The following is an 8,615-nucleotide window of genomic DNA, read 5'->3' as shown; positions in this document are numbered from 1 at the left end:
ATTGGTTCACAGAACCTAAAGTGTTGGGCGATAGACAAAGGATTTTGGCAAACAACAAAGAAGCGTTCTGGTGTGCGCTTATTATCTTTTAACCAGAAAACTTGAGCAAGCGTAATGGTTTGGTTATAATTTCGATTTAAAAAATGTCCTAAAATGACACTATAGCTATTTTCATTTCTTAAACTAATTGCCTTAGCAGACTGCGTGTAATCATCTTTTTCTGTTTTATATTCACCGCGGATATAAGAATAAATGGTTCGCTCTTTGTTTTCAGCACCTGCCGCCTTATTGTAAATAATACGGTTTGAGGGTACTAGTAAGGTTGTCAGGGCATCTACAAGCGTTGACTTTCCTGAGCCAATATCGCCTGTTAGCAGACTGTTATCACCATTTGGTTCAAGCGACCATACGTGTTGGTTAAACGTACCCCAGTTGAAAACCTCAAAATGTTTTAAACGAAAACCTGCTTGATTATTGTGTGAATCAATCAATTCTTTCTGCATATTCCTGGTAATCCTGTAAGATGTGATCAAGTTGACTAAGCCAGTGTGCATCAATAAGTGCTTCAATGATTCGCCTGACTTCATATTGGTTAGCTTCATTTTGCATTTTACGCAAGATGCCAATTTCAATGGATTTATTAATTAAAGCATGAATTTTATCAACATCTTTTGCCTGACTGCCTGAAGCAGGAAGGTAAACCTGAACAAGGTTAACAATCTGCTCCTTTGATAGAATAACACGTGTGCTGCCACCATTAGCATCGTGCTCTAACATTTTTTTTCTTAAAAGTACGCACAATACACTAAGGCCATAATTTAAAGGGCTTTTAGAGATAAGCTTAGGTAAGACTGCTGGTTGAGTCAATGTGGTTTCATCCTGTCCGGATTGAAATGCATCGTCGTCAGTTTCAATTTGTTTTAAATAGGCATAACCTTCAGCTTCATCAATTATAAGCGTGAGGTTTAAAACTGCGATGTATTCACGAATCATATTTTGCTGATTGAGTACATTATTCCATAAATCGCTTTGACGTTCTTCATAAATAACGCCTTTTAAAAGTGGTATAATCGTTTGGCCTAATGTAATTGAATTTTCAAACATTATATCCATCCTTATGGCTACTTGTTTTAGTTTGGCTTGCCTGAACAAAAAGTATTTTAGGGATACTAATGTTTTTGTTTTTGCCACTAGAAAATTGTATTTGAATGACTTCTACTTCATCTTTAAATAGTGCATAGTCACTATTGCTGGCAATTTTTAAATAGCTGACGAGTTCTGCTAGACCTTTTTTTACAGGAAAAGTATGGATGATTTGGCTTAGATAAACTTGAGATGTATTCGCTAAGCACTTTTGTATGTTCTGGCGAAGAATATTTTCATCGACATAGACCTGTTCGAATAAAACATCTAAGGAGAGACTGGGATCTAATGTTTCAATCGCCTTCTCTGTGATAACCGGGTTTTTTGGCGGTTGAAACAAGCCGCGACACATTAATAAGTCGATATCAGCTTTGAAAGTTTGGATGGAGGTAAGCGTTTGCATAGCTGGAATTTTTTCTTGCTTTTTCATGTCAAGACAGCGCTTTTCAAATGATTGGATAAGGTGCATTAGCCGTTTGTTTTCAAGGTAAGTCTGGTCATCCAAGTATCGGCGCAGTTGTTCAGCCAGTTCAATGTGTGTGTTATATACACTTTCTCCGGCATCTAGTAAAGCATAATAGATGCTTTTCAAAAAACGATCAGGTTGTAATTGTGCAATTTCTTCCAATTCATAAATATGTTCAAGTAATGCACTAAGTTCTTGTTGTCGTTGTGGCGACATTAAAAATTCCCAAAATGCGTTAAAGCTTTTACCCTGGTCAGAGTCCCGAATAATATCATGATCTTGAAAAACTTCACTTAATAATTCTCCTTTTTGCTTGTCGGAGGACACAATCTTCTCACGGGTTTGCTGATCTAGCTGACGGAAATTATACTGAACTTGGCGAAAATCACCAAGTAGCTTTTTCCCTGTATCCTCTGCCTGTATAAAACGCTCTTTTATTTGCGTGGCATTGTAAACCGGCAAGCTACCTTGTTGTATCTGTGCGATTTCTGATTCAATGGCTTTTTTCTGTTTTTCAAGCTCATAAATGCGTTTATTAGGATCTGTTTCAGTTTGCTGAACAATATCGCGTAAAATTTGTAACATGGTTAAAAGGCGAGACTCCGTGCCGACAAAAGATTTTTCTTGTAAACTCTGTAGCCATTCAATTGCTTTTTCCGTTGCTGGTGTAATGTCAAAAACCGCCTCATCTCCTGATTTAGGATAAAATTTACGTAAAAAACCAAAATTTTCGTCCGTCCACTCATTAAGATAATATTTTGCAGATTTCGGGTAGTTACTCTCGTCATTGGTTTGATGGAGAAAGTGTAAGTAGTCATCCAGCTGAACGGTCAAGTCGTCAGCAGCTATTGTCCGCTTATTGGGTAGGATGAATGCTTTATACAAAAAGCTAACGATTAAAGGCAAGTGATCAGCATTTAACAGTTTGATGCTGGGATGTGAGGATTTAAGCCAGCGTAAGTGCTCGAAGCTTAGTTGGGTATTATTGGACATTTAGCTTAAAAGGATCCTTGTTCTATGGCATCATATTGTATCTGTTGAATATGCGCTAGGCAATAGTTAAATGGAATGCGTTCTTGCTCTAAGCGGGAAGGTTTGTTCAGCTCTGCTCGCGATTGCAACTTTTGGTAAAGTGTTTGCTCAGGTGCTTTTAAGTTGGGTAAAGTTGCAGTGCATCGTTGATTTTTAGGTTCTGTAACACATAAATGAAGGAATTTTTTCCAAGTAGGTTCATCCATTAAAAGGCTTTTTGTTTGTGGAAAGTAGCTGCGTAATTGCGATAAGATTGCAAAGCCGTGGCTATCTAGATCTCCCCAGTAGTAAATTTCCTTTTGCTTAAGCCATTGGATTTTAGTCAGTGATGTAATGCCATAGCCCAAACCAAAGATGACGATTGCTTGCTTGATGTTTGGGAAGCTTAAGCCATTGATTTTATTCTCTGTAATAAAAACGCGCCTGGCAGGAATATTAATTTGTGTGAATTCGCTAATTGGCAGTGCGCAATCACAAACTGGAAAGTCTAGTGGTATGAGTTGGTTGTCAAGAAAACGAAACCGGATTAAGCTTTCCGGGTGTCGCAAGCCAAATCGACGTTCAAATCCATGGTGTGATAGTGTATTTATATCTGCAAGGCGGTGACTTTCAGGCAGTAAGGTATCCAGCAATAACTTCAATGTCTTAAAATTTTTCTCAATAAATTTGGTATCAACACCAACGATGTCAAGTTGACGTAAATAAACGTTAGGTAGAGGGTTTTGTAAGAAATACTGGCAAACCCTTAAAATCTGTGACCAGTTTTCCAGATTGTCCATCATTATTTTGGGTTGATCCTGCAACAAGGTTATAAGCTGAGGCAGTGTCTTTTTAGTTTCATCAAAATATTGGCAAAATTGGTTGAATATTTGTGTTTTCCCAAGATATTTCAATAGGTCTTCCTGGGTTTCAAAATAAATGGCGATAGGCAGCTTTTGTGCACCAATTTTCCGATAGTTTATTGTGGTGTATTCAATCTGGAACCCATATTTTTTATTTGTCTTGCTGGCATGATAAAGTGCGTTGATCTCGGTTTTTATAATTGAGAAATTTTCTGCCAACAATTTTTCTGATACTTTGGGCAAATTAAAGAAAAGTGGAAATGGGTTAATGCTGTTAACATAAGAGGTTTGAAGGTGCTGCTGTTCCCACCATTTATTAACTTTATGTTTGATTGACATTAGTGATATAAGCATAAATTGTTTCTGCAGTAATTAATTCAGTACTGGAGCGGGAAACGAGGTTCGAACTCGCGACCCCAACCTTGGCAAGGTTGTGCTCTACCGCTGAGCTATTCCCGCTTAAATGTGGCGCACCCGGAAGGATTCGAACCTCCGACCGCCTGGTTCGTAGCCAGGTACTCTATCCAGCTGAGCTACGGGTGCGTAGATGTTTCGCATGTTTTATCTGTTTGCGAAAACGAGATGAATGATAGAGCTTTGGCCAAGCTATGTCAACGCTTATTTCTAAAAAATACAGAGATTTTTTCAAAATATTGCCGTTTGTGTATTATGCGATAAAAATGGCGTAAATATCAACCAAAGGCGCTTGCTACATTGGGCTATTTCATTATTTTATTGCTTGGTTTATGTTATCACTGTGATAAAATGGCATAAATTTTTTATTTATACTGGTCACGTGTAAATCCTAACTGCAAGGCAAGCGTTTATGTGTATAGGACACATTTAAAAAATAATGCCGAGTGACTGAGTGTAAAATGACTTTAAGATTAAAAAACGAAGGTGATTTAATATCATGCAAAAAAATTACGACCCACAAGAAATAGAACAGCAATGTTATAAAGATTGGGAAGCAAAAGGGTATTTTCAATGTGGTAATACGAAAGGTGAGACTTTTGCAATCATGTTACCACCACCTAATGTGACGGGTACTTTGCATATGGGACATGGTTTTCAGCATACGTTAATGGATGTATTAACCCGCTATCATCGCATGATGGGTGATGACACGCTTTGGCAGCCTGGTACAGATCATGCCGGTATTGCCACACAAATGGTAGTTGAGCGACAATTGAACAATCAAGGTGTCTCACGCCATGATTTAGGCCGTGAAAAATTCATTGAGAAAATCTGGCAATGGAAAGAATACTCGGGTAATAATATTGGCAAGCAGATGCGCCGCTTGGGTACATCACCTGATTGGTCGCGCGAACGCTTTACAATGGATGAGGGTTTATCAGAAGCTGTTGCAGAAGCATTTATAAGGCTTTATGAGGATGGGCTTGCTTATCGTGGTGAGCGTCTGGTCAATTGGGATCCTGTGTTAAAAACAGCCGTTTCTGATTTGGAAGTTGTCCAGGAAGAAGAAAAGGGTGCGCTTTGGCATTTCAGTTACCCGTTAGAGGATGGAAGTGGTGTGATTGAAATTGCAACAACAAGACCTGAGACGATGCTAGGAGATGTTGCTGTTGCAGTTCACCCTGAAGATGCGCGGTATAAAAACCTTATTGGGAAAAAGGTCAAATTGCCATTGACTGATCGTTTGATTCCAATTATTGCGGATGATTATGTTGAGAAAGAATTTGGGACAGGATGTGTGAAAATCACACCAGCGCATGATTTTAATGATTATGAAATTGGCAAACGTCATGGCTTGGAAATAATTAATATCTTAACACCAGATGCCACACTGAATGATAATGTTCCTGAAAAATATCGTGGCTTAGACCGTTTTGAAGCAAGAAAAATTATTGTTGATGATTTGGAACAGCTTGGATTTTTGGTGAAAAAACAACCGCATACTTTGAAGGTGCCAAGAGGTGATCGAACCGGTGTTATCTTAGAGCCTTATTTAACAAAACAATGGTTTGTTAAGGCAAGCCAGTTAGCTGCACCTGCTATTGAAGCTGTTGAAGCCGGGAAAACACGATTTGTTCCTGATAACTGGAAAAATACATATTACGCCTGGATGCGTGATTTACAGGATTGGTGTGTTTCGCGCCAGCTATGGTGGGGGCACCGTATTCCAGCCTGGTATGATCAAAGTGGGCATATTTATGTTGGTAAAGATGAAAAGGATATTCGCCAGAAATATCAGTTAAGTGATGATGTTGTATTGACACAGGAAGAAGATGTCTTTGATACCTGGTTCTCCGCTGCACTTTGGCCTTTTTCAACACTGGGGTGGCCGCAAAAAACACCTGAACTTGAAAAATATTATCCAACAAGTGTACTTATAACCGGGTTTGATATTATCTTCTTCTGGGTTGCCAGGATGATGATGTTTGGACTTTATTTCATGAAAGATGTGCCATTTAAGGATGTTTATATCACAGGACTTATTCGTGATGCCGAAGGTCAAAAGATGTCCAAGTCAAAGGGTAATGTGTTAGACCCAATTGACCTGATTGATGGGATTGATTTAGAAAGTCTCATTAAAAAGCGCACAGAAAGTTTGATGCAACCACAGATGAAAGCAAAAGTCGAAAAAGCAACGCGCAAACATTTTCCTGATGGAATTGCGGCTTTTGGTACGGATGCGCTTCGCTTTACTTTTACTGCTTTGGCTTCTACTTCGCGTGATATCTCGTTTGATGTGGCACGTATGGAAGGGTACCGTAATTTTTGTAACAAGCTATGGAACGCGTCACGTTTTGTGATGATGAATTTGGATGGTTTTGATCAAAATCATACGTCTTTAAAAATGGGCGTGGCAGAAAAATGGATTTGGCATCAGTTAAATGAAACAATTGCAGCAGCACACAAACATATTGCACAATATCGTTTTGATCTGTTGGCACAATGTATTTATGATTTTGTTTGGCACCAGTATTGTGATTGGTATTTAGAGCTTGCTAAGGCACAATTAAGCGATAAGACGATTGACCTGTATCATAAACAGGCAGTTCAGTTTACCTTGATTCAAGTGTTAGAAGAAGTCTTAAAGCTTGCGCATCCGGTTATTCCATTTATTACCGAAGAGATATTCAAGCAGGTGAAGACTTATACTAAGACAAAAGATGATTCTTTGATGTTGTCAGCTTTTCCGTGTTTTGATGAAAACCTTATTGATCAAGCTTCTGTGGAGGAGGTTCTATGGTTGCAAAAGGTAATTATTAGTATCCGGACAATTCGCGCAGAGATGAATATCAAACCAAGCCTTGAGATTCCATTATATCTTAAAAACCCTATGCAATCTGATATAGATAAATTGGCGAAGACGCAAAAGATTATTCAATATATGGCCAAGGTTTCCTCTGTTACGATTAGTGATGATGTCCCGATGTCAGCAAGTGACGTTATCGGTGAGATGGAACTGCATATTCCTTTGGCCGGGCTAATTGATGTTGAAGCCGAACGATCTCGCCTTGAAAAAGAAAAAGCAAAGCTTGATAAAGAGATCACAAGGCTTTCTGGCAAGCTCAATAATCAAAAATTTATCGCCAATGCACCACAAGATGTGGTGGAAAAAGAAAAACAAAAGCTTGCTGAGTTTGAATCAAAGTATGGGAAACTACAGCAGCAGTTCGATAAACTTGCGAGTTTAAGCGCGCATTAAACTGAAATAGGTCTAATCATCTAAAGACATTTCAACCCAGACAACAGGGGTGTTTTCATTGCCTTGTATTCTTGAAGAAAAGTTACGCAATTCTGCTGCATTTCCTGCAATTATAAGAATATTAGCATTACGATAATATGCAGAAGTAATCGTTCGCAAACGATCTTGTCCTGCAGTGCACCATACTTGAAGGTTAGTGTTGCGGTGCAGGTTAACTGTCTCATGGTCCATACCCATGCCAGCAAACTGAGGGTTTCGGTTAAAACAGTACTGCCAAAATTGGCGGGTTCTTTCAATTGTACCAAAAAAAGAGGCTTTTAATCGACGGTCTGATATTTGCTGCTCAATTGGTATTTGAATCAGACCGCCATCTAATAGTCTAAAGCGCTCGTTTCTAATATCACGGTTATCAGATGTGTAGTCAATATTTCTTATGCCTAAGCCAGGTAGTTGTTTTAATTCATTAAGAATAAATGAAGTGTATGAGTGGTTGTGCCGAGGAAAGTTTCTTATAGTGTTACAAACTTGTCGCCAGCAGTCATTAACAGAGCCATTAAAATTCTGTATCTCTTGACGGAAATTACTTGCTCTATCTCGTCCAGTATTACCCCGGTGAAAAAAACCTCGGCCATTACCCCGCCAGTTTAAATAAGCATTAGTCGCATTATTAATCGCTGTTTTAAGTATATCAAGGGATACAAGTTGTGATGCCATGGCTTGATCAACAAGGTTTTGGAAAAAGGCGATTCTGTTTTCGCCGAGATTCTCGTTTAAGGCGATACGATAACTTGGCTCAATAAGGTTAACAGGGGCTTGACGAATTTGTCTTTGTGGCTGGGCTTGATGAATTTGTCTTTGTGGCAGGCGGGCTTGTTCATCGGCAATAAATGCATGAATATCAAAGTTAGCTTCCGGTCTTTGTCTTCTTTCTCCAAATCTTGTATTGCAAAGTGGGCAGGTCTCAGACTGATTTAGCCAAGTATCGATGCAGTTTTTATGGTAATAATGGCTGCAGATCGTCTTGCAGATTGAGCCATTTTCGTGCTGTTGTCTTTGATTTATAAGATCTTCTTGGCAAATGACACAAATCTCATTATTAATCTCATTATTGGGCGCTACAATTTTATAGGCAGGCATAGATACAACGACTCCTTTTTGTTGGTTGTGAAAGGTTAAATTAAATGTAAAGCAAGTTAAATAAGCGCATCCTGTTTTTCAAACGCGCGCTCAAAAAATGCGATATTACTTCGGTACGGTTCACCGGCATAATGACAAAAGTGAAGACGTAAAAATCGGCTGTTATATTGCTGTCTTACTGACTCATATAATGCATTAAAATTCATATCAAGACGGTTACGTTGATAGATTTCACTGACAAAGTTTAATACAAGAAAACCACAGTCATTATTGATCTGAAAGCGCTCAGTGAAATTAATAATAGGGCGCATTCGGAATT

General features: G+C 38.7%; 7 protein-coding genes and 2 tRNA genes. 1 reads left to right on the top strand and 8 read right to left on the bottom strand.

Annotated elements, in window-relative coordinates; all coding sequences use genetic code 11:
* The 6 genes from DNK84_RS04800 to DNK84_RS04775 all read right to left on the bottom strand — a co-directional run.
* The coding region (locus tag DNK84_RS04800; protein ID WP_162902229.1) for an ATP-binding protein at nucleotides 1-503 on the bottom strand (503 nt) is incomplete at its 3' end.
* Nucleotides 484-1,104 carry a DUF4194 domain-containing protein gene (locus DNK84_RS04795; protein ID WP_119343428.1) on the bottom strand — a complete coding sequence of 207 codons (621 nt, stop codon included), beginning with the start codon at nucleotides 1,102-1,104 and terminating at the stop codon, nucleotides 484-486. The genes DNK84_RS04795 and DNK84_RS04800, both read right to left, overlap by 20 nt.
* Nucleotides 1,097-2,602 (bottom strand): DUF3375 domain-containing protein, encoded by a 1,506-nt coding sequence (locus tag DNK84_RS04790; protein WP_119343427.1) that lies wholly within the window; start codon nucleotides 2,600-2,602, stop codon nucleotides 1,097-1,099. Before DNK84_RS04790 ends, DNK84_RS04795 begins: the two co-directional genes overlap by 8 nt.
* A gap of 5 nt (nucleotides 2,603-2,607) precedes the next feature.
* Nucleotides 2,608-3,837, bottom strand: a complete 1,230-nt coding sequence (locus DNK84_RS04785; protein ID WP_119343426.1) for a Wadjet anti-phage system protein JetD domain-containing protein — start codon at nucleotides 3,835-3,837, stop codon at nucleotides 2,608-2,610.
* 30 nt (nucleotides 3,838-3,867) lie between these two features.
* Nucleotides 3,868-3,942, bottom strand: a tRNA-Gly gene (locus tag DNK84_RS04780).
* Nucleotides 3,943-3,949: 7 nt separating this feature from the next.
* A tRNA-Arg gene (locus tag DNK84_RS04775) sits at nucleotides 3,950-4,026 on the bottom strand.
* Nucleotides 4,027-4,396: 370 nt separating this feature from the next.
* On the opposite strand from DNK84_RS04775, the gene DNK84_RS04770 reads away from it, so the two are divergent.
* Entirely contained in the window at nucleotides 4,397-7,159 is a 2,763-nt protein-coding gene (locus DNK84_RS04770) for a valine--tRNA ligase (RefSeq protein ID WP_119343425.1), read from the top strand.
* A gap of 12 nt (nucleotides 7,160-7,171) precedes the next feature.
* On the opposite strand, the gene DNK84_RS04765 is transcribed toward DNK84_RS04770, so the two are convergent.
* Together DNK84_RS04765 and DNK84_RS04760 are read right to left on the bottom strand one after the other, a co-directional pair.
* Nucleotides 7,172-8,296: an RING-H2 finger protein gene (locus tag DNK84_RS04765; protein WP_119343424.1), complete on the bottom strand. Its 1,125-nt coding sequence runs from the start codon at nucleotides 8,294-8,296 to the stop codon at nucleotides 7,172-7,174.
* Nucleotides 8,297-8,352: 56 nt separating this feature from the next.
* Nucleotides 8,353-8,615: hypothetical protein (locus DNK84_RS04760; protein ID WP_162902228.1), on the bottom strand; the 263-nt coding region annotated here is incomplete at its 5' end.

The organism is Facilibium subflavum, from assembly GCF_003574485.1.
Lineage (GTDB): Bacteria > Pseudomonadota > Gammaproteobacteria > Francisellales > Francisellaceae > Facilibium > Facilibium subflavum.
Note: the sequence above shows the minus strand (reverse complement) of the source record. Positions and strands in the feature narration are given on the sequence as shown.